We start from the raw sequence: 19051 nt of genomic DNA, 5'->3' as shown, positions 1-19051 counted from the left end.
ATATTATTATTACATAAACATACAATTTAACCTAAATAACTAAACGATGAAATCAATTTTAAAAGCCATACTTACCACGGGGCTAATGTTGTACTGCAGTATCTCAATTTTTGCAGCAGATATTTCTATTAAGATCACTAAGAAATACCTCAACTTACCTATATCTCAACGCCAGGATAGGGGAATAATGACATTTGAAATAGCGGGTAAACAAGAACGCTCATTTAAAATAAGATTGGCAACAGGGGAACCTGAGTACTGGGTTTTTAGCGACGTATCTGCTTATAAAGGAAAAACTATAAAAATAAGCTATGATGGTGATGCTACAGGACTTAGCAAAATCTATCAGGACGATAAGATTGCTGGTCAGGATTCTTTGTATCATGAGAAAAATCGCCCTCAGTTTCATTTTACTACAAGGAGGGGGTGGGTTAATGATCCAAATGGATTGATATATTATGAAGGTGAATACCACTTGTTTTATCAGCACAATCCTTATGAGAGAGAATGGGAAAATATGTCGTGGGGGCATGCTGTGAGTAAAGATCTTGTACATTGGGAAGAGCTCGCGGTGGCTTTACATCCTGATAAGTTAGGTACTATGTTTTCTGGATCTGCTGTGATTGATTATGATAATACTGCAGGTTTTAATAAAGGAAAAATACCTGCAATGGTTGCTTTCTATACTGCCGACAATGCAGATAGAGAAATTCAATGTGTTGCTTACAGCTTGGACAAAGGCCGTACCTGGACTAAATATGAAAAAAATCCAGTTATAGACTCTAAGGAGAAATGGAATAGTAGAGATACACGCGATCCTAAGGTTTTCTGGTATAAACCAGGTAAACATTGGGTAATGGCTTTAAATGAGCGCGATGGTCATTCTATTTATACTTCTAAAAACTTAAAGGAGTGGAATTTTGAAAGTCATGTTACCGGATTTTGGGAATGTCCGGACCTTTTTGAATTGCCAGTTGATGGAGATAAAAATAAGACCAAATGGGTGATGTATGGTGCATCGGGTACTTATATGATTGGTTCATTTGATGGAAAAGCTTTTACTCCTGAAACAGGTAAGCTTTTATATACAACAGGGTCTATTTATGCGGCTCAAACCTATTCTAATATCCCTGAAAGTGACGGCAGACGTATTCAGATAGGCTGGGGAAGAGTAGCGCAACCGGGTATGGCTTTTAACAACATGATGTTATTGCCTACAGAACTGAAACTTCACTCAACAAAAAATGGAATTAGGTTGTATAATTTGCCTGTAAGTGAGACTGAACAATTGTTTGAACGTACAAACCAATGGGCTGGTTTAAAATCTGATGATGCAAATCAGAAACTTAAGGAATTCAATAGCGCTGATAAAATACGCATTAAAACTACCTTTAAGCTTTCGCATGCGACTAGTGCCGGGTTTAATTTATTTGGTCAGCGTATTATTGATTATGATATGAACAATAATACAATTAATGGAGTTTTCTATTCACCTGCAGATATGACCAGCATGGAGCTAACAGCTGATATTTATGTTGACAGAACATCTATAGAGGTGTTTATTGATGGTGGTGCTTACTCTTATTCAATGGAAAGAAAACCGGTTGATGATAATAAAGAGGGTTTCCATTTCTGGGGGAACAATATTGATGTTAAAAACCTGGAAGTGTATTCAGCTAAGTCTATCTGGAAATAGTTCTATTTAGAAATGGTGTATCAATCGTCATTCTGAAATAAATTCAGAATGACGATTGCATAATTTTACAGCCTCCTTTTACTTACAGTTTTTTAAATCTTCTGCTATTTGCTCTGGAGTATACATTCCTTGTTTATTACCGTATGTGTTGGTTATGTAAACAACTATTTGAGCAATATCTATGTTGGCCAGGGTAGCAAAATCAGGCATTTTTCCATCGTATTTTTTGCCGTTTACAGTAATCGGGCCTGATGCGCCATTTTTTATAAAACAAGCTATTTTTTGTTTGTTCTCCCTTAGAAAAACGGTATCTGTAAGGGGCGGAGCCAAAGCATTTAATCCTTCTCCTTTTGAACCATGGCAATTTTGGCAATGTTTAATGTAAAGATCACGACCGTTTGCATAATAGATGTCTTGCTTTAGCTGTTCTGAGCTTTGACAAGAATAGATCATTGTAGCAATTGTGATCAGAAATAATGTGCTTATTATTAATTTACGCATAACTACTTCTTATCTTCTGCTAGTAAAACCGGGATATCTTTGGTAAGCTGTGCAACCTGCTCGGGGTTAGTTCCGTCATAAGCTCCACGTATACGTTTTTGCTTATCAATTAAGATTAGCCAACCCTGGTGTACATATCCCTCCTTAGCTGTGCTATCTTCAATTACTGCAACCAGATAATCCTTTTCCGCGATCTTGTAGATGCTGTCTTTTGAGCCATAAGCAAATTGCCATTTTGGGCCATCTACGCCTAGTTTTTGCGCATACTTCTTTAAAACTGATGGATGATCGTATTTAAAATCGATGGTGTGTGAAAGGAACATCACATCAGGATTGTCTTTGTATTTGTCGAATATGGTTTTCATGCTGCGGTGCATGGTAGGGCATATAGTTGTACACGAAGTGAAAAAGAAATCAGCTATATAAATTTTATCTTTAAAAGTATCGTTGTTAATAAGGGTGCTGTCCTGATTTAAGAAGCTAAATGCAGGTATAGTTTTATATACCGTATCAACGCTGGTTGATCCATCTGCATTTTTAACTGTTGCTGCTTCTCTGGGGCCTAAAATAGGAAGCTTTTTTTGATCCTGACAGGAGGCCAGAAACACTACGCTACCAAATAAAAATGCGGATAAAATGGATCGGTTAAATTTCATAATAATGCTTTTAGAATGTTGCAAAGGTACACTACTCAAAAATTAATATGTAATGTGTGGGTAATAAAATGTAAGTTTGCAGCTTATAAGTTCTTTACTTTAATTCTTCATCAACCGGAGAGGTTTTACTTAATTGTAGATTAATAGGGAATCGTGTGTAAATCACGAACTGTCGCGCAACTGTAAGTAACACAAAGGTTTTTACCCTTAGAGTATCCACTGTTCCAGTTATGGAATGGGAAGGATGGTAAAAATGTTACAAGTCAGGAGACCTGCCTTCACCGAATTGACAATGCTTTCGCGATTTGAAGCACAAGTCAGGTATGATGTATTGACGTCCGTCATATCGACGGTAGGAGATATCCCTTGTTTATGTCAGGAGGTCTCTCTCTGCGTGCGAGATGACGGCATCTTGAGTACATCTTTTCCTTTCTTAATCTTCTTTATTTCTATTGCATTGCGAAGTTCAGCAAAGGGCTTTTAACTGATTTTTTCAATTAAATGCAAGAAAAATGCTAACAAACAATCTAGGCTATCCGCGAATTGGTAGCAACAGAGAACTCAAAAAAGCCTGCGAGCAGTATTGGTCGGGCAAAACAACAATTCAAAACCTGGTGCAGGTTGGAAGAAACATCCGTCAGCAAAATTGGGAATTACAAAAGCAAGCGGGTATTGATTTAGTTCCCAGTAACGACTTTTCATTCTATGACCAGGTATTAGATCTTTCGTTAACTGTTGGGGCAATCCCTAAGCGTTATCACGAGGTTATTTTAAATAAAGGCAATTCAGAATTAGACCTTTATTTTGCAATGGCCAGAGGCTATCAGAAAGACAACTTGGATATTACGGCCATGGAAATGACCAAATGGTTTGACACTAACTATCATTATATTGTTCCCGAATTTGTAAAGGATCAGCAGTTTAAACTGTTTTCGACCAAGATATTAGATGAATATAATGAGAGTAAAAGACTAGGCATTAAAACCAAACCTGTAATTATTGGTCCGGTTACCTACCTTTTGCTGGGTAAAGAAAAGGAAGCCGGGTTTGAAAGGATAGACCTTATTAAAAATCTGCTTCCGGTATATATCGATATTTTAAAGAAACTGGAAGAGCAACATGTTGAATGGGTACAGTTTGATGAGCCTTTTCTCTCTTTAGATTTAACAGATAAAGATAAAGCAGCTTATAAATATGTGTATGCGGAAATAAAAAAGCAATTTCCTAATCTTAAAACGTTGCTTACTACCTATTTTGAAGCTTTAAAAGACAATAAGGAATTAGCAACATCGTTACCGGTTACTGCATTGCATATTGATCTTGTGCGAAATCCGGAGCAATTACAACCTGTTTTGGATGTTATTCCTTCTAATTTAATTTTATCAGTTGGCGTTGTTGATGGTAGAAACATTTGGAAAAATGATTTTAAAACCTCATTGGCTTTAATTGAAACTGCACAAGCTAATATTGGTGTTAAAAGATTGATTATTAGCCCATCCTGCTCGCTTATACACTCACCATGTGATCTTGAACTGGAAACAAATGAATCTGTTCTAACCCCAGAGATTAAGCAATGGCTTTCGTTTGCTAAGCAAAAGGTAGATGAAATTGTCACTTTAAAACAATTAGTTAATGGAGAAGAGGCGGCAGCCGAAAAACTGGCGGAGAATATTAATGCGAATGAAAACCGCAAAACTTCTTCCTTAATCCATAATCAGGCGGTAAAACAAAGAGTTGCTGGTATAACTACTAAAGATGAAAATCGGGAAAATGCTTTCGCAATTCGTAAAGAAGCACAGCATAAGGCATTAAAACTTCCTTTGTTCCCAACAACAACTATAGGGTCATTTCCGCAAACACCTGAGGTAAGAAGTTGGAGAGCTAAATATAAAAAGGGCGATTTAACTCTTGCAGAATACGACGCGTTAATTGAAAAGGAAACTGAAGAAACGATTCGTTTTCAGGAAGAATCGGGTATTGATGTTTTAGTACACGGCGAGTTTGAACGCAATGATATGGTTGAATACTTTGGTGAGCAACTTGCAGGTTTTACATTTACTAAAAATGGATGGGTGCAGAGTTATGGTAGCAGATGTGTAAAACCACCAGTAATCTATGGTGATGTGCATCGACCGCAACCGATGACTGTTAGGTGGTCAGCATATGCGCAATCACTTAGTGGTAAGTGGGTTAAGGGAATGCTTACTGGTCCGGTAACTATTTTGCAATGGTCATTTGTTAGAAATGATCAGCCCAGATCAGAAACCTGTACACAGATTGCGCTTGCAATTAGAGATGAGGTTGTGGATCTTGAAAAGGCAGGGATTAAGATCATACAGATCGATGAACCCGCTATCCGCGAAGGTTTACCATTGCGTAAGGCCGATTGGCAAAATTATTTGCATTGGGCAGTTAGGGCGTTCCGTATCTCAGCAAGTGGGGTCGAAGATGAAACTCAGATTCATACCCATATGTGCTATTCTGAATTCAATGACATCATTCAGAACATCGCCGATATGGATGCTGATGTAATTACGATAGAGTGTTCAAGATCACAGATGGAATTATTAGATGCCTTTGCTGATTTTAAATATCCAAATGAAATTGGTCCGGGTGTTTACGACATCCATTCGCCAAGGGTTCCGAGCAAAGAAGAGATGGTTTTACTACTTGAAAAGGCCAAATCTGTTATTCCGGCAGCCCAACTTTGGGTGAATCCTGACTGCGGTTTAAAGACCCGCCACTGGGATGAAACAAAAAAAGCTTTAATAGAAATGGTCGCAGCTGCAAAAGTACTGCGGGAATATGTGGAAGAAGCCGTAACTTTGTAAAAAAAAGGGGCAGGTTTTATGCCTGCCCCTTTTTACAGAATTACATAAACATAAATGAGAATAAGGAAAAATGCGGTGATTACCGCGGTTGGGGGTTATGTTCCGGACACTATTTTAAGTAACCATGACCTTGAAAAGATGGTAGATACCAATAACGAGTGGATTGTTGCCAGGACCGGGATAAAGGAGAGAAGAATAGTAAATGATCCAAATATTGCTACATCCGACATGGCTACTTATGCCTTGAATAGATTGATGGAAGAAGGAAATGTAGATCCAGATGAAATTGATTGTGTAATTGTCTCTACTTCAACACCAGATTACGTAATGGTATCAACGGGGAGTATGGTTTGTGAAAAGGCAGGTTTAAAAAATGCATGGGGTATTGATACTAACGCAGCTTGTAGTGGTTTTTTATATGCACTAACACTAGGGGCAAGTATGATAGAAAGTGGTCGTTGTAAAAAAGTAGTTGTTATTGGTGCTGATAAAAATAGTTCGATAATAAACTATGCCGATCGTAACACCTGTATTCTTTTTGGAGATGGTGCCGGAGCCGTTTTATTAGAGCAAACTGAAGAACCTGTAGGTTTAATGGATAGCTATTTTAGAACTGATGGTAGTGGAAAGGAAAATCTGATTGTTACCGCAGGAGGATCTAAATTCCCTGCATCTCAGCAAACACTTGATGATAAGTTACATTACGTGCGTCAGGATGGTCGTGTTGTATTTAAAGCGGCAATTCAGGGTATGACAGATACTTGTAACAAGGTTCTAAAATCCAACGATCTTGAGAGTTCACAGATCAATTATCTTATCCCTCATCAGGCTAATTTGAGAATTATTCAGTCTGTTGGTGATTATCTTGGATTATCCGAAGATCAGGTAAAGGTTAATATAGATAGATACGGTAACACAACCGCTGCAACTATTCCTTTGTGTTTATGGGACTTTAAAGATGATTTCAAGTATGGCGACAAGTTGATGTTAACTGCATTTGGTGCTGGTTTTTCATGGGGCGCTACTTATTTGAAATGGGGTAACCTAAGAAATAAACAATCAATTTAATGACATTAGAAGATAAAATTACGGCTTCGGAGACTAGAATTTTCAAAGCCGTTTTTCCAAATACAACCAATCATTACGATACATTATTTGGTGGTACTGCTATGCATATGATGGATGAGGTAGCTTTTATTACTGCTACCCGTTTTAGCAGACAAATTATGGTAACAGTAAGTAGTGACAGGATAGATTTTAAGAAACCAATTCCTGCAGGCACAATTGTGGAACTGGTGGGCAGGGTAAGTCATATCGGGAATACGAGCCTTAAAGTTAGTGTTGAGATTTTTATTGAACAGATGTATTCTGAACATAGAGAAAGAGCAGTAACCGGGGAGTTTTCGTTTGTAGCTATCGACGAGAATAAAAAACCAACGTCAATATTAAAGTAGGTAAATGAATCGTCATTTATGATGCTTACATTTGTCGCGTAATGCTACTAAAACCCATAACCATATTACTTTTGTTTAGTTTGCTTAGTGCAAATTGTTCGAATCTATTTGTGTTTATGGGTTTTGAAGTAAATCAGAAATATATTACTGCTGAACTCTGTGAAAATAGAGACAAACCTCAAATGCATTGTAATGGTAAGTGCTATTTAATGAAAAAATTAAAACAGGCACAAGACAAAGAGCAAAAGCAAGAGAGACAATCGCAGAAAACACAAATCCAAGACGCGTTAATTGTAAAGCCTCTGGTTTTTAAGCAGTATTCATTAGCGGAAATCAAATTCCATATTCCTTTTTCTACTGGGATACCGCAAAGTATTAAAAATTCTATATTTCATCCGCCACAAGGAAAGGGTTAAATCAACCATTCTCTTCAAAGACCGGAATAAATGCGCTGAAGGAGTGCAATGATTCCGAGGTCTTTTCTGAGAAGGTAAATTTATAGACAAATAGTACAGGTATGTGTGCTATTGGGAGGTCTTTAGGGTAGTTATGAATTTTAATATTTAAAAATGAAGAAAATAATTTTTGTCGCTTTTATAGCGCTAATAGCTGCTGCATGTACGCAGCAAAAGGACGGTAAAACAGATTACAAAGCTGTTCGTGATGAAGTAATGAAGTTCCATGATGTGGTAATGGGCGATCACAGTGCACTTGTGAATAACCAGATGAAACTGGATACTTTGTTGAAGAACCTTAGTGGGTTAAAAATTAAGTTTCCTGATGTTGATACGGTAAAGGAAAAACAAGCCATGTTGGCTATGGTAAATGATTTAAGTAAAGCTGAAGATCAGATGAATGATTGGATGCACAAATTTGAGCCTGATGTAACTGGCAAATCAAATGAAGCAGCAGTTAAGTATTTTAAAGATGAGCGGAAGAAAATTGAGATTATTGACAGCTTGTATAAGCAGGAAATTAAATTGTCTGATGATTACCTGAGTAAATTTAAGAAGTAATGAAGAGTTTGCTTTTTGGGGCCTTAATGATAGCCCTTTTTGTTTCAGGCTGTAAGACTGAAACAAAGCGATTACCTTTTTTACAAATGGAAATTTCTGAAAAGGTGGTTGATGGAAAAACAATTGCTGATACAGCGTTTCGAACTATACCATCATTCAAGTTATTGAATCAGGATAGTGTTGTTGTAACTCAAAAGGATTTTGATGGAACAATTTATGTTGCCGATTTCTTTTTCACCTCTTGCCCTACAATCTGTCCAATTATGCATCGTAATTTGCTTAAGATTTACAAGAAATATGAAGCAAATCCAGAAGTAAAACTTGCTTCTCATACTATCGATGTAAAGTATGATACTCCTTCCAGGATGAAAGCATATGCTGATAAGCTCGGAGTTAAGGGAACACAGTGGGAATATTTATGGGGATCGAGAGACGAAATCTATACCCTTGCTGAACGCAATTATCTGGCCGCTGCTCAAGAAGATAAATCGGCCCCTGGTGGTTTTGTTCATGGCGGATATTTAACACTTGTAGACAAAGAGAAACGTATAAGAGGTGTTTACGACGGAACTGATGATGCCGATGTAAAGAAACTAATGGGAGATATGGATATCTTATTGGCCGAATATAAAAAGTAGCCTATTTTTTAAGGCTATTTTATTTGATTAAGGCTGGCTATATGCTGGCCTTAACTGAATTATATGATTTATAGGATAATTTAGTGGAATATATTGACATTTTTTTATCTTTATGTCATGATGATTTGCTCATTAAAATAAATATTTTTGCTTTCTCTAAACTAATCTCTAACTCTTATGGTAAAGGTAGAACTAGAAAATGATTTAATTGAGTTTAAAGCCCGTCTTGAGTTTAGGCAAGAAGAAATTTTAAAGCTAGTTCACGAAATCAACTTGCTTCATATCAGTAAGGCCGTTCTTGCATTGGCAACAGCAGATTTACTTCATGAGTCAGTAGCAGAATTAGAACAGATTTTTGAAATGCATAAATAGGATTAAAGCTAAAAGGTGGCGCTGCGAACCAATTCGAATCTAAATTGTTATTTATACAAGTTTGTTTATTAACTAAATAAAAAGTTTCAAACATGGGATTAATGGGATATTACCTGATAGCAGGAATTATGTTTGTTGTAGGTCTTATTGTTAGCAACAGGCTCAAAAGTAAATTTAAGGAATATAGTGAGATTGGACTTGCTAATGGCATGAGTGGTAGGGAGATCGCCGAAAAAATGCTGTCTGATAATGGGATTCATGATGTGCGGGTTATATCTACGCCTGGGCATTTAAGCGATCATTATAATCCGGAAGATAAAACTGTAAACCTGAGTCCTGATGTTTTTGAGGGCAGAAGTATATCAGCTGCAGCGGTAGCGGCCCACGAATGTGGCCATGCTGTTCAACATGCCACTGCATATAGTATGCTTACATTTAGAAGTGCTATTGTTCCCCTTGTCAATATCAGCACTCAACTCTCGCAATGGGTAATACTTGCGGGCCTGGGCTTTTTAATAGGACGCGCCAACCCTACCATATTATTAGTGGGAATTATCCTGTTTGCTATCACCACAGTCTTTACAATTATTACACTTCCGGTTGAATATGATGCGAGTAACCGCGCATTGAAATGGCTCGAAAATAGTCATATTACTACACCTTATGAGCACGATAAAGCAGCTGATGCACTGAAATGGGCGGCCCGAACATACGTTGTTGCTGCAATAAGTTCAATAGCTACATTATTGTATTATATTTTACTTTTTGTAAACAGTAGGGATAGAAACTAGGACATATTCATTGCCCCTAATGTATTTGCCATCAACGTAGCCATCTAATTGTTCTGCCAGGTTATCCTTCCAGAACAGTTCAATACCATATTCATGAGTAACTTCCTTCATTTAAGAAGATAAATATAGCTTAATTGAACCTTTAAAAAAAAAGCTAATTTGTGTACCTTTAGCATATATACTAATTTAACTGGTACACCTTATTACTTAATCTAAATTATACGGCAATGAAAAAAATCCTTGTGTTGTGTTCTCTCTCTATTTTTTTATTGTCATGTTCTAGCGTAAAGCAACAGAAATCAGACGGCTGGATTAGTTTGTTCGATGGCAAAACTTTTAACGGCTGGAAAAAAAATCAAAATCCCGAGACCTTTACAATAGAAAATGGTGCGATAAAGGTGGCCGGGCCTGTTTCTCATTTATTTTATGATGGTTCAGTAAGTAATCATAATTTTAAAAACTTTGAATTTAAAGCACAAGTAATGACTAAGCCTGGTGCAAATTCAGGGATTTATTTCCATACCGCTTTCCAGCAGGAGGGATTCCCGGGTAAAGGTCACGAAGTTCAGGTAAACAACTCTCACAGTGATTGGCGAAGAACAGGAAGCTTATATGCAGTTCAGGATGTGAAAGAAACTTACGTAAAAGACAATGAATGGTATGAAGAATATATCATGGTTAAAGATAAAAACGTTACCATTAAAATAAACGGGAAAACGGTTGTCGAATATACTGAGCCGGATAATGTTGCAAAGGAAAATATTGGAGGCAAAGCTATTTCTGACGGTACCTTTGCTTTACAGGGGCATGATCCGGGTAGTGTAATCTATTATAAAGATATTATGGTTAGGCCGTTGCCCAACTAATTAAATAAAATATGAATAATTTGAAGATTGGCTGGGCTGGGCTTGGCAATATGGGCAGTGCTATGGCTGCAAACTTGCTGAGGGCAGGATACGAAGTACGAGTTTACAACAGGAATAAGGATAAAGAAAAGGAATTGACAAGTGCAGGCGCGCAATCTGCTAAAGATCTGCGTGAATTGGTTGATTCTTGTGATGTTGTTTTTACCATGTTATCTGATGATCATGCTGTAAAGGAAGTTTATAATGAAACCAATGGCCTTTTATCTGGAGAAAACTCAGGTAAATTGTTAATTGATATGAGTACTGTCGCTCCGGAAACATCAAGATATTTATCTGCTCTTTCTGAAAAACATAAGATGAAATTTATTGAGGCTCCGGTTTCCGGAAGTGTAAAGCCAGCCCAGGATGGAACCTTGATTATTCTGGTTGGCGGAAGTGCTGAGAACTATAATAAGGCAAAACCTCTTTTTGATGTATTGGGAAAACTTTCTTTATACTTAGGTGGAGCCGGAGCGGGTAGTTCGGCAAAGCTGGCAATCAATTACCTGCTTGGTATCAATATACAAGCTCTTGCTGAGACTGTTCTTTTTGCAGAACAAAATGGAATAAGCAAAGAAAATATGTTAACCATTATTAATGAGGGCGCGTGTGGAAATGGAATTATTAAAATTAAAACGCCATCAGTTTTAAATAACAATTATCCGGCAGCCTTTGCGCTTAAGTATATTGTTAAAGATTTAAAGTTGGCAAAAGAAGCCGGCCTTTCCTCGCCATTATCAATACCACTTTTGAATACCTTTAGTGCAGCAATGAATGAAGGAGGTCTTGGCGATCAGGATCTTATGTCTGTTATTAAATACCTGGAAAAGACTTAATCTGTAACGCTTTGTAGAAACGTTAGAGCGCTATTTTATTCTTATCTTTAGCACATTGCTATTACATTGTTGAATGACGGAAAAAGAAGGATACAACTCGGAAAATTTTGACTTCTCTACGCTGAAGCCGATTTTAAATGCCAAGCAAAATGTTAAGCTACCTGTATCCGAAACAAAGGGAAATACAAAAATGATATTGATATTTAGTCAACATCGTTTTTACAGACATTTGGTAGTAGAACTTGCAGAAGCTGAAATTACTTTAAACGGAAAACCTAAAAACCCACTTACTTTTATTGATCCGACTGACATGATCTGGAAAACAGATAGTCAGGAGGAGCTGAAATTTTATACCGGTATTTCAAAGTTCAGAAATAACTACGATGCAGGTAAATCAGAATCTGATCTGGAAGGACTTAAAGCAATGGCTAAAAATCCATTGGGATTTGAAGTATACCTTCATGACGAGAAGGTTTCAACGAATATTACCGCATCATCTATTATACCGGGACAGCTAAAGGTTTTAAAGGTTGATCTTACTTTAACAGTAGATGAAAAAGGAGATTTTTTTGAAATTTCGGCAAAACTGTTGCTGGAAAATAAGTCTTTCTCTTTGGATATGCTTAAGGTAAAGTATCATTATTTTATTCAATGGAGCAACACACTTTATCTGATAAACAATCCCCACTTCCTGAGCGTGCTGGCATTTTTTAAACAGCATAATGATATTATTGTAGTACACAGATCAGAATTTGAACTGTTTCAGGAAAACATACTTTCTAAATTAGAAGATAAGGTTAAGATCAATTATTCTTATTTAAAAACAGCCACCAAAAAACAAATAGAAGAAAAGGGATTTGATCTCGATAATGAACAGATCATCTATTTGTCTGAATCAGAAGATTTTGTATTGGTTACACCTGTTATCAGATATGGCAGTCTGGAAATTCCGATACTTTCTAAAAAGCAAATTAGAGCCAAAGATAAAAGAGGAAACATATTTACATTAAATAGAGATGAGGATACAGAGTTCCAGTTTATATCCAATATTTCAAGAGAGCACCCGTTCTTTTATGAACAGGTACAGGAATTACCGGAACAAGCACATGCTGACTGCTTTTACCTCCATAAAAAGAGATTTACAGAAGATAACTGGTTCCTAAATGCTTTTGAGGCATGGCGAAATAAAGGGATAACAATTCTTGGTTTTAATGAATTAAAGAACAATAACTTAAACCCGTACAAAGCTGATATTTCTATTAACGTGATCAGTGGTATAGATTGGTTTGAGACTTCAGTAAAAGTTAAATTTGATAAGCAGGCGGTTTCATTAAAACATCTGCATCGTTCAATCCGCAACAAAAGTAAGTTTGTTCAATTGGATGACGGCACGTTAGGGATATTGCCTGATGAATGGATTGAGAAGTTTACAGGCTACTTTAGTGCAGGAGAGGTAGTGGAAGAAACTATTCGTACTTCAAAAATTAATTATGCTTCGGTTGACGAATTGTATGAACTGGAGCAACTAGATGAAGTTGTTAAAGATGAAATGAAACTTTATCGCTCTAAGTTGTCTGATTTTGAATCTATTAAAGAAGTAGAAGTTCCTTCAGGACTTAATGCCACGCTACGTGGATATCAGAGAGAAGGCTTAAACTGGTTGAATTTTTTAGATGGTTTTAATTTTGGAGCTTGTTTGGCAGATGATATGGGATTGGGTAAAACCATACAGGTACTTGCATTCATCCTTTCACAGCGAGAGAAAGGTCATCATAATACCAATTTAGTGGTAGTTCCTGCTTCACTTATTTTTAACTGGCAACAGGAGGTAGAGAAGTTTGCGCCGTCCATAAAAATACGGATTGTATATGGTTCAGACCGGGCCAAGGTAGTTCATGATTTCGATAATTACGAGATCATTTTAACGTCGTATGGAACGCTATTGGCTGATATCAGGTTCCTTAAAGAATATAGGTTCAACTATATTTTTCTTGATGAATCACAAACAATTAAGAATCCAGAATCGCAACGTTATAAGGCCGTTCGCTTATTGAGATCGAGAAATAAAGTTGTGCTTACCGGAACGCCGATAGAGAACAATACTTTCGATTTATATGGGCAGCTGTCCTTTGCCTGCCCTGGTTTGCTTGGAACCAAGCAGCAGTTTAAGAGACTTTATTCAGTGCCGATAGATCAGTTTAAAAATACAAGAAGTGCTCTGGAACTACAAAAAAAGATCAATCCATTTATACTTAGGCGCACAAAAGAGCAGGTAGCCAAAGAACTTCCTGATAAAACCGAAATGGTGATATATTGTGAAATGGGGGCAGAGCAGCGCGATATTTATGAAGCCAATAAGGAAGAAATTCGTGACTATCTGATAGGTAAATCTGAAGATGAGCTTGCCAAGAGTAGTATGCATGTTTTACAGGGAATTACAAAATTAAGGCAAATCTGTAACTCGCCGGCAATTTTAAAAGAAGGCAAACATGAAAATACATCCTCTAAATTGGATGTATTAATTGAACAGATAGAAAATAAGTCTCCTCATCATAAGATTCTTGTATTTTCTCAGTTTGTAACTATGCTTGATCTGGTAAAGCGAGAGCTTGTTGATAGAAATATTGGTTTTGAATATTTAACAGGTCAAACCAGAAACAGATCTGCAGTGGTTGGGTCTTTTCAGGATAACCCGAATATTCGTGTTTTTTTAATTAGTTTAAAGGCAGGGGGCACGGGTTTGAATCTAACTCAGGCCGATTATGTTTACCTCATTGATCCATGGTGGAACCCGGCAGTTGAAAATCAGGCGATAGACAGAAGCTATCGCATCGGGCAGCAAAAAAATGTTGTGGCGGTAAGATTAATTTGCCCTGATACAATTGAAGAGAAGATTATGAAGATGCAGGACAGCAAGAAAGATTTGGCTACAGATTTGATAAAAACAGAAGAGTCGATATTCAAGACACTGACTAAAAAGGATTTATTGGGATTATTAGGTTAATAGATATATGTTAAAAAATAAATACATCGGAAACGGGATACTTGTGCTGACAGGAAGTTTGTTGTCAGTATCATTTTATGCATTTAGAGCGGCAAAAAGAGATATTGTTCCAATTAGTTTGGAGCGAGTGGCTCGTGTAACAGGTAAAACCATTTCAGGTGAAACCTTGCCCAATCCAAATAAGACAAATGAACTTTACGATGTAGGAGGTACAGATTTAGGTATAGCCTGGAAAATGGGGAATGGAAAAGTAGGTTTCTTTTTTGGTGATACTTATGGTAACGATTTTAAAGTGGTAAATGAGGGTGGACCAGGGAAAGCGGGCAATTGGCGGTCAAACGTATTGGGGTTATCGAGCGATAAAAATCTTGGGGACGGGCTTACTTTTGATGGTATGGTAGCGCACCAGATTGTTCCAAGTCCGCATATTATTGATGGTACTGGCAGCCATACAACCATTCCAACTGCGGCAATACATGCTGCGGGTACAGATTACGTTCATTATATGGATGTAAGAAAGTGGGGTAACATTGGAAGTTGGACTACAAACTATTCTGGCTTATATAAATCTACAAACAATGGTCAGAATTGGGTTAAATGTAATGAGATACGCTTTGGAGCTTTAAGTAATTTTGCTCAGGTAACTTACGCTAAAAAAGATGGTTTTGTGTATATGATAGGAACCGTTCCGGGCCGGTGGGGATCAGCTCACCTTGCCCGTTTTAAGGAAAGTGACATTTTAAAGCAAACCGCTTACGAATACTGGAGCACAACAAAGGGCTGGGTTAAAAATGATGAGAGTAGTGCCGATGCGGTAATTGAAGCACCTTTAGGCGAGCTTTCGCTAGCATACAATAAAAAGTTTAAACGCTGGATAATCACTTATTTAAATGAAAAGAAAGCCGAAATTGTATTGAGAGATGCTGAAAACATTACAGGACCCTGGAGCTCCGAGAAAACACTAGTAAAGGCAACGGAATATCCGGGATTGTATGGCGCCTTTATGCATCCGGTAAATGAGAATAGCGATGAATTCTATTTTCTGATGTCTATGTGGAAACCTTATAATGTTTTTCTGATGAAGGCTAAACTAAAATTTGCAGATTAGCTATACTTACACCATATTTATACAATTAATAAAGTACCTATTAACTACTGAAAAATGCAATACCGGGAATTATTAGATCTGCTCAGAGCGCATGTTGCAAGCTTGTTTCAGTCTCACGAAGACGAACGTTTTATTTATCATAATTTACATCACACGGAACAGGTTGTTGAAAACGTAGTTAGAATTGCTAACCATTACCAGCTATCTGACCAGGATTTCTTTATTGTTGTTGCCGCAAGTTGGTTTCATGATATGGGATATTTTTTTGATTGCACTCAGCATGAAATAAAAGGAGCGGATTTAGCCAACGATTTTTTATCTGATAAAGATGTTTCTCCAGAAGTAATTGATCAGGTAAAAGGTTGTATTATGGCTACCAAGATGCCTCAAAACCCAGAGGGACTGTTGCAGCAAATTGTTTGTGATGCAGATCTTTTTCATCTGGGAAGTGATAGGTTTAAAGAACGCAATAGGTTAATGCGTAAAGAAGCCGAGGCATTTGTTAAGCATAAAATTGACAAGACTAACTGGAGAATTAAAACAATAGCGCTATTTAAAGCACACCATTACCATACCGAATTTTGCCAGCAGCTGCTTAATGCTAAGAAAGCAGAAAATCTTGCTGAACTGGAAAATAAACTCATAAAAGAACAAAACGTGGATATAACGGGAGTTTCTAAAATTGAAGATTCTAAAGAAAAAGAAACAAAAGGAGATAAAAAGAATAAAAGTGATAAGCCCGGGCGTGGCATTGAAACTATGTTCAGAATCACCTCCACAAACCATCAGCGTTTAAGCGATATGGCCGATAATAAGGCTCATATAATGATATCTACCAATTCAATTATCCTCTCGGTTATTTTAAGTGTACTCTTGCGTAAACTCGAAGATAACCCTCATCTGATTATTCCAACACTACTTCTGCTAATCATTTGCGTGGTTACTATGGTGTTTTCTATACTTGCCACCAGACCCTCAATTCCGACGGGTGTATTTACACCAGACGACATTAAGGAAAAACGTGTGAACCTACTGTTCTTCGGTAATTTCTACCGGATGAGTTTGCCGGACTATGAAAGCGGGATGATTAAAATGATGGATGATCGTGATTTCTTATACGGTAGTCTGATAAAAGACGTATACGCCCAGGGTGTAGTTTTAGGTCGTAAATACAGGTTGTTAAGAATTGCCTACAATGTTTTTATGTTTGGTATTGTTGCAGCCGTATTGGCCTTTATTATTGCGTCTGCTCTGGTAACAATGTAATAACTTTATGGGAGAAGCGGTGTTTTATAACAGAGATCTAAGCTGGCTTGGGTTTAATGAAAGGGTGCTTCTGGAAGCAGCAAAGGATACCGTTCCAATTTTAGAAAGGATTAAATTTCTCTCTATTTATTCATCTAATCTGGATGAATTTTATCGGGTAAGGATGCCGGTGTTGATGGCTGTTGATGAGTACCGGCACAATATCGATGGTCAGGGAAACTATGAGCTTGCCAAAACAGAAATTAACAGGCAGCAAAGAAAATTTGGAGCAATCGTTGCAGACCAAATACTTCCGCAACTGACCAATAACGATATACATTGGATTTATAACAAACCCATCCCTCCACAAATAGCAGATCAGATCGTAAACCTGTTCTTTAACGAAGTACTGGCTTACATTTATTCAATTTGTATTGATAAAGACCTTACCGATTTTTTTGCCGAAAACAATAAACTCTATCAGTTAGTTATTCTGAAAGATGCACTTGGTGCTGAAAGATTGGAACTGATCAATGTTCCATCAGAGAGTTTACAACGCTTGTATGCATTAGAGAATGATGGGCATAAATACGTTGTTTTTTTGGAAGACATCATTAAGCATAACTTATCATACCTCTTTCCAAATGATACTATAGAGGGTGTATACAATCTTAAAATTACCCGTGATGCAGAACTAAAGATTGGTAATGCCACAGAGGAAAATATTACAACTGTCTTGGAACGTCAGCTGGAAACCCGTGATTTCGGTTTTGCAACGCGCTTTCTAATTGAACCAGGAATTCCTTTAAGGAGTTTGTATCGCTTGATATATGCATTAAAGCTAGGCAATGCCTCGGTTGTTGAAGGAGGAGGGTACCACAATTTAAAAGACCTGAATAGTTTTCCATTGAATGGAGCAGAGTTCAGCTATCCAAAATGGCCTTCAATATCTTCTGTACTTATTCCTGAGACGGATACATTGTTTAATCTGATTTTAAAGGGAGATACACTTGTAAATGTCCCTTATCAGAGTTACAACCCAATACTCAGGTTTTTTAATGAGGCCGCAAATGATGTATTTGTCGAAGAAATCTATACTACACTTTACCGGGTTGCAAATAATTCCAGAATTGTAAGCGCCTTGATGACAGCGGCAAAAAATGGCAAAAAAGTAGTAGCGCTGGTCGAGCTAAAAGCCAGATTTGATGAGGCCAATAACATCAAATGGGCCAAACAAATGAAAGCTGCGGGAGTAAAGATTGTTTATAGTAGTATTGATTTAAAAGTACATGCCAAAGTTGCTCTTGTAAAGCGGGTTATAAGTGGAAAAGAAGAGTTTGTAGGTTTGCTGGCTACCGGAAATTTAAATGAATCAACCGCAAGGTTTTATACAGATCAAATTCTGCTTACTTCCCATCAGCCGATGCTTAAAGAGCTCGAATCCCTATTCGGTTTTTTGCGTAAGAATAAAAAGGCGCCAGGACCAGAAGATCTGATAGATTTTAAGCATTTGCTGGTAGCCCAATTTAATTTACAGCAAAAATTCCTTGATCTTATACAAAGAGAAATAGAAAATGCAAAAGCGGGATTAATCAATGGTATTACTATAAAATTAAATAATCTGGAAGAGAAGATCCTGATCTCTAAACTTTATGAAGCATCGCAAGCAGGAGTGAAAGTACAACTTATTGTAAGAGGAATCTGTTGTTTAATACCAGGACAAGCCGGATTAAGTGAAAACATTACCGTAACCCGGATTGTAGACCGCTACCTTGAACACGGACGTATTTTTATTTTTGAAAATAATGGTAATAAAGAAATATTTATGGGATCTGCAGATTGGATGAACCGTAATATTTATAGCCGAATTGAAGTATGTTTCCCATTATATGATGCTAAGTTGAAGGAAATTATAATGAAAATAGTTAACTTACAGTTACATGATAACGCTCAGGAATCTATTTATAAATTTCTAAAAGATACTGATACAATATAAAT

General features: G+C 37.1%; 18 protein-coding genes and 1 riboswitch. Of the genes, 15 read left to right on the top strand and 3 right to left on the bottom strand.

The genetic code is table 11. The features are described from left to right. Positions 1–46 precede the first annotated feature (46 nt). On the top strand, positions 47–1696 hold the full coding sequence (locus HQN86_RS07340) for a glycoside hydrolase family 32 protein (protein ID WP_172660377.1): 1650 nt from the start codon (positions 47–49) through the stop codon (positions 1694–1696). Between the two features lie 78 nt (positions 1697–1774). On the opposite strand, the gene HQN86_RS07335 is transcribed toward HQN86_RS07340, so the two are convergent. Further along, positions 1775–2197: a c-type cytochrome gene (locus HQN86_RS07335; protein WP_172660376.1), complete on the bottom strand. Its 423-nt coding sequence runs from the start codon at positions 2195–2197 to the stop codon at positions 1775–1777. A gap of 2 nt (positions 2198–2199) precedes the next feature. Then, on the bottom strand, positions 2200–2853 hold the full coding sequence (locus HQN86_RS07330) for an SCO family protein (RefSeq protein ID WP_172660375.1): 654 nt from the start codon (positions 2851–2853) through the stop codon (positions 2200–2202). A gap of 103 nt (positions 2854–2956) precedes the next feature. Next, a riboswitch (cobalamin riboswitch) is annotated at positions 2957–3147 on the top strand. A gap of 218 nt (positions 3148–3365) precedes the next feature. On the opposite strand from HQN86_RS07330, the gene metE reads away from it, so the two are divergent. The 8 genes from metE (at position 3366) to HQN86_RS07290 (ending at position 9955) form a co-directional block, all read left to right on the top strand. Further along, positions 3366–5684, top strand: coding sequence for a 5-methyltetrahydropteroyltriglutamate--homocysteine S-methyltransferase (gene metE / locus HQN86_RS07325; protein WP_172660374.1), 2319 nt, complete (start codon positions 3366–3368; stop codon positions 5682–5684). A gap of 54 nt (positions 5685–5738) precedes the next feature. Beyond that, on the top strand, positions 5739–6752 hold the full coding sequence (locus HQN86_RS07320) for a beta-ketoacyl-ACP synthase III (protein ID WP_048906078.1): 1014 nt from the start codon (positions 5739–5741) through the stop codon (positions 6750–6752). Then, complete coding sequence (locus HQN86_RS07315) at positions 6752–7138, top strand: acyl-CoA thioesterase (protein WP_172660373.1); 387 nt, start codon at positions 6752–6754, stop codon at positions 7136–7138. The genes HQN86_RS07320 and HQN86_RS07315 overlap by 1 nt, the downstream gene beginning before the upstream one ends. A 116-nt stretch (positions 7139–7254) precedes the next feature. Continuing rightward, positions 7255–7554 carry a hypothetical protein gene (locus HQN86_RS07310; RefSeq protein ID WP_246269493.1) on the top strand — a complete coding sequence of 100 codons (300 nt, stop codon included), beginning with the start codon at positions 7255–7257 and terminating at the stop codon, positions 7552–7554. 153 nt (positions 7555–7707) lie between these two features. Next, positions 7708–8154: a hypothetical protein gene (locus tag HQN86_RS07305; RefSeq protein WP_172660371.1), complete on the top strand. Its 447-nt coding sequence runs from the start codon at positions 7708–7710 to the stop codon at positions 8152–8154. An 86-nt stretch (positions 8155–8240) separates the two neighbouring features. Further along, positions 8241–8792 carry an SCO family protein gene (locus tag HQN86_RS07300; protein WP_317171667.1) on the top strand — a complete coding sequence of 184 codons (552 nt, stop codon included), beginning with the start codon at positions 8241–8243 and terminating at the stop codon, positions 8790–8792. 177 nt (positions 8793–8969) lie between these two features. Next, positions 8970–9164, top strand: a complete 195-nt coding sequence (locus HQN86_RS07295) for a hypothetical protein (RefSeq protein ID WP_172660369.1) — start codon at positions 8970–8972, stop codon at positions 9162–9164. Between the two features lie 92 nt (positions 9165–9256). Beyond that, positions 9257–9955, top strand: coding sequence for a zinc metallopeptidase (locus HQN86_RS07290; protein WP_172660368.1), 699 nt, complete (start codon positions 9257–9259; stop codon positions 9953–9955). On the opposite strand, the gene HQN86_RS07285 is transcribed toward HQN86_RS07290, so the two are convergent. Continuing rightward, positions 9923–10066, bottom strand: coding sequence for a hypothetical protein (locus HQN86_RS07285; protein WP_172660367.1), 144 nt, complete (start codon positions 10064–10066; stop codon positions 9923–9925). The genes HQN86_RS07290 and HQN86_RS07285 overlap by 33 nt on opposite strands. Before the next feature lie 116 nt (positions 10067–10182). On the opposite strand from HQN86_RS07285, the gene HQN86_RS07280 reads away from it, so the two are divergent. The 6 genes from HQN86_RS07280 to ppk1 all read left to right on the top strand — a co-directional run bounded on the left by HQN86_RS07280 (position 10183) and on the right by ppk1 (position 19049). Continuing rightward, positions 10183–10821 (top strand): 3-keto-disaccharide hydrolase, encoded by a 639-nt coding sequence (locus tag HQN86_RS07280; protein WP_172660366.1) that lies wholly within the window; start codon positions 10183–10185, stop codon positions 10819–10821. A gap of 11 nt (positions 10822–10832) precedes the next feature. Continuing rightward, entirely contained in the window at positions 10833–11696 is an 864-nt protein-coding gene (locus HQN86_RS07275; protein ID WP_172660365.1) for an NAD(P)-dependent oxidoreductase, read from the top strand. A 73-nt stretch (positions 11697–11769) separates the two neighbouring features. Then, positions 11770–14700 (top strand): DEAD/DEAH box helicase, encoded by a 2931-nt coding sequence (locus tag HQN86_RS07270; RefSeq protein WP_172660364.1) that lies wholly within the window; start codon positions 11770–11772, stop codon positions 14698–14700. Between the two features lie 7 nt (positions 14701–14707). After that, positions 14708–15808, top strand: a complete 1101-nt coding sequence (locus HQN86_RS07265; protein WP_172660363.1) for a DUF4185 domain-containing protein — start codon at positions 14708–14710, stop codon at positions 15806–15808. 54 nt (positions 15809–15862) lie between these two features. Then, the gene (locus tag HQN86_RS07260) at positions 15863–17074 is read left to right on the top strand and encodes a Pycsar system effector family protein (RefSeq protein WP_172660362.1); all 1212 of its coding nucleotides are present in this window, start codon (positions 15863–15865) and stop codon (positions 17072–17074) included. Positions 17075–17081: 7 nt separating this feature from the next. Then, entirely contained in the window at positions 17082–19049 is a 1968-nt protein-coding gene (gene ppk1, locus HQN86_RS07255) for a polyphosphate kinase 1 (RefSeq protein ID WP_172660361.1), read from the top strand. Positions 19050–19051 lie beyond the last annotated feature (2 nt).

It is taken from the genome of Pedobacter panaciterrae, assembly GCF_013204795.1.
GTDB lineage: Bacteria > Bacteroidota > Bacteroidia > Sphingobacteriales > Sphingobacteriaceae > Pedobacter > Pedobacter panaciterrae.
The sequence above is the reverse complement of the archived record's forward strand: the minus strand, read 5'-3'. Positions and strand labels throughout refer to the sequence as shown.

Coding starts and splice junctions, on each gene's coding strand:
- metE (WP_172660374.1), top strand. CDS start 3,366: ATGCTAACAAACAATCTAGGCTATCCGCGAATTGGTAGCAACAGAGAA.
- HQN86_RS07340 (WP_172660377.1), top strand. CDS start 47: ATGAAATCAATTTTAAAAGCCATACTTACCACGGGGCTAATGTTGTAC.
- HQN86_RS07265 (WP_172660363.1), top strand. CDS start 14,708: ATGTTAAAAAATAAATACATCGGAAACGGGATACTTGTGCTGACAGGA.
- HQN86_RS07280 (WP_172660366.1), top strand. CDS start 10,183: ATGAAAAAAATCCTTGTGTTGTGTTCTCTCTCTATTTTTTTATTGTCA.
- HQN86_RS07305 (WP_172660371.1), top strand. CDS start 7,708: ATGAAGAAAATAATTTTTGTCGCTTTTATAGCGCTAATAGCTGCTGCA.
- HQN86_RS07275 (WP_172660365.1), top strand. CDS start 10,833: ATGAATAATTTGAAGATTGGCTGGGCTGGGCTTGGCAATATGGGCAGT.
- HQN86_RS07315 (WP_172660373.1), top strand. CDS start 6,752: ATGACATTAGAAGATAAAATTACGGCTTCGGAGACTAGAATTTTCAAA.
- HQN86_RS07260 (WP_172660362.1), top strand. CDS start 15,863: ATGCAATACCGGGAATTATTAGATCTGCTCAGAGCGCATGTTGCAAGC.
- HQN86_RS07330 (WP_172660375.1), bottom strand. CDS start 2,853: ATGAAATTTAACCGATCCATTTTATCCGCATTTTTATTTGGTAGCGTA.
- HQN86_RS07300 (WP_317171667.1), top strand. CDS start 8,241: ATGGAAATTTCTGAAAAGGTGGTTGATGGAAAAACAATTGCTGATACA.
- HQN86_RS07270 (WP_172660364.1), top strand. CDS start 11,770: ATGACGGAAAAAGAAGGATACAACTCGGAAAATTTTGACTTCTCTACG.
- HQN86_RS07290 (WP_172660368.1), top strand. CDS start 9,257: ATGGGATTAATGGGATATTACCTGATAGCAGGAATTATGTTTGTTGTA.
- HQN86_RS07335 (WP_172660376.1), bottom strand. CDS start 2,197: ATGCGTAAATTAATAATAAGCACATTATTTCTGATCACAATTGCTACA.
- HQN86_RS07295 (WP_172660369.1), top strand. CDS start 8,970: ATGGTAAAGGTAGAACTAGAAAATGATTTAATTGAGTTTAAAGCCCGT.
- HQN86_RS07285 (WP_172660367.1), bottom strand. CDS start 10,066: ATGAAGGAAGTTACTCATGAATATGGTATTGAACTGTTCTGGAAGGAT.
- HQN86_RS07320 (WP_048906078.1), top strand. CDS start 5,739: ATGAGAATAAGGAAAAATGCGGTGATTACCGCGGTTGGGGGTTATGTT.
- HQN86_RS07310 (WP_246269493.1), top strand. CDS start 7,255: ATGGGTTTTGAAGTAAATCAGAAATATATTACTGCTGAACTCTGTGAA.
- ppk1 (WP_172660361.1), top strand. CDS start 17,082: ATGGGAGAAGCGGTGTTTTATAACAGAGATCTAAGCTGGCTTGGGTTT.